Annotated in this window: 2 protein-coding genes; both read left to right on the top strand. The window is 73.0% G+C overall.

What is annotated here, in order from left to right; genetic code table 11:
* Positions 1–46: 46 nt before the first annotated feature.
* Positions 47–1,180, top strand: coding sequence for a hypothetical protein (locus BH719_RS10060; RefSeq protein ID WP_009743688.1), 1,134 nt, complete (start codon positions 47–49; stop codon positions 1,178–1,180).
* Between the two features lie 53 nt (positions 1,181–1,233).
* The gene (locus BH719_RS05065; RefSeq protein WP_009743687.1) at positions 1,234–2,148 is read left to right on the top strand and encodes a DsbA family protein; all 915 of its coding nucleotides are present in this window, start codon (positions 1,234–1,236) and stop codon (positions 2,146–2,148) included.
* Positions 2,149–2,186 lie beyond the last annotated feature (38 nt).

Genomic DNA, 2,186 nt, shown 5'->3' with positions numbered 1-2,186 from the left:
CCTCCGGCGCCGACGGGGCGGGGGCCGATGGGGAGGACCCGTGGGAGTGGGACGGGGCAGCCGCTCCTGGCGTCTGCGCGAGGACAGGGCAGGGGCGGGGGCCGACTACGGGAACGGGGATCACGACGACGGGGCCACCGAGGTCTACCCCCCTTTGGATTCCGACGGGGATTACGATGACGGGGCCACCGAGGTCTACCCCCCTCTGGATTCCGACGGGGATTACGGCGACGGGGCCACCGAGGTCTACCCCCCTTGGGGCTCCGGCGCGGGCGGCGGGCCCGGGGGACCGGGCGGCTACGACGGCGACGCGACGCAGGTGTACCCGCCCGGGGCGCACGCGGGCGCCCCGGCCTTCCCCGTCCCCCCGCAGCCCTACGCGCCGCCGTCGGGCGCCGGATCCGGATACGCGCCCATGCCCGCGCACGTCCCCTACCAGACGGGGCCATGGGCGCCCATCGCCGGGCAGGGCCCCTACCCGGCGGCCCCGCAGGCGACTGGGTGGGCGGGGGCGGTCCCGGGCAGCGCCCAGCCGGTTCCCCCCTGGGGGGCCGCGCCCCGCGATCCCGGCCCCCCGAAGACCCCCTGGCTGACCGGGGCGGCGGTCATGGCGGCGTTCGCCGTGGCGCCACTGGCGATGGGCCTCGGCGGAACCCTGCTGGTGGGCGCAGTGCTCACCGCTGTCTCGCTGGGAGGGGCGCTGGCCGGATGGGTCGACGGCCGCCGCAGCAGGCACGGGGGGCCCCGCTCCAGCGACGGCCCCGCCGCCGTGCTCATGGCTCCGCTGCTGATGGTGCGCTGCCTCGCCCAACTGGCGGCGGGCGTCCTCCTGGGAGGGGCCGTCCCCTACCTGCTGTGGGGGTTCGTCTCCTACTCCATCGAGGGGAGGGCGCTGTGGGAGTGGCCCGTGCGGATGGCGACCGAGGCGGATCCGGTCGTGAGCGCCGATCCGTGGCTCACCGACCCCGACAGGGCGGCCATCGTCTGGGCGCTGGCGGCCTGCGCCCTGGTGCTGTGCTGGCTCACCCCCTTCACGCGGGATCTCAAGAAGGGGTTCGCCCTCGGCTGCGACCGGTGGCTGCGGCCCCCCTGGGCCCGGCTCGGCGTCGTACTGGTCTGCGCCGCCATCATGATCGGCACTTGGACGCTCGCCACAGGCGGCTGGGCGCATACGGCGTGAAGCCCGCTTACTAGGTAGTGTTGTCCCCGTATCGAGCGGTAGAAAGGTCATTCATGGGAAACAAGTCCGCCAAGAAGGACGCGGTGCGCCTCAAGGCGCAGCAGATGCGCCAGGCCCAGGAGCGCGCCGACAGGCGAACCCGCATCATTGTGATCTCCGTCGTCACGGTGGTGGTCCTTGCCGTCGTCGCCTCCGTCGCCTACGTGATCCTGCGCCAGCGCGCCATCATCGAGGAGGCCCGCAACGTCGATCCCGCTTCCGTCCTGGGCGACTACGCCGACGGGCGCCCCGTTGTGGTCGGGCCCAACGGCGTCGGGCAGGCCGATCCGTCCCTGCCCACCCTCACCGAGTACTTCGACTACTCGTGCCACGCGTGCGCCGACACGGACGCCGCCATCGGCGCCCAACTCACCCAGTGGGCCGAGCAGGGGCGCTACAACATCGAGATCCAGTCGGTGACGACTGTCGGAATGGAGTACCAGAAGGCGGCCACCAGCGCCTCCTTGGTCGTCGCCCAGAAGGATCCCGACCACTGGACCGCCTTCCACCACGCGCTGCTGGCGTACTTCCGCACTCAGTTCCAAGCGTCCAACGGAACAGTCGTCCAAGACCTGGAGGCCTCGTGGCGCCAGGTGAAGACCATCGCCTCCGAGACGGGCGTCCCCCAGGGCGTCGTCGACACCTTCCCCTTGAACGTCAGTGACGACTACCTGAAGGCGTCCACCGCCGCGTGGCAGGGCGCGAACGTGGCCGGACGCGGCTCCTCCTTGGGCACCCCCGAGTTCGTCAAGAACCACGCGCGGATGATCCCGCTGACCTCGGCGGCCGAACTCCAGCAGTCCATCGACCAGGCCTTCACGCCGGGCGCGGACGACTCCGCCCCGCAAAGCGCCGCCCAGAGCTCGGGGGGCGCGGGCCCCGCCGCCCAGAGCGGCGCCCAGCAGGAGGACGCGGCAGCGGAGGAATGACGCCCGGCGCGGGGCGGGCGCGGAGCCGAACGGCCCCC

Origin of the sequence: Pauljensenia hongkongensis, from assembly GCF_001746855.1 — a bacterium.
Taxonomy (GTDB): domain Bacteria; phylum Actinomycetota; class Actinomycetes; order Actinomycetales; family Actinomycetaceae; genus Pauljensenia; species Pauljensenia hongkongensis.
The sequence above is the reverse complement of the archived record's forward strand: the minus strand, read 5'-3'. Positions and strand labels throughout refer to the sequence as shown.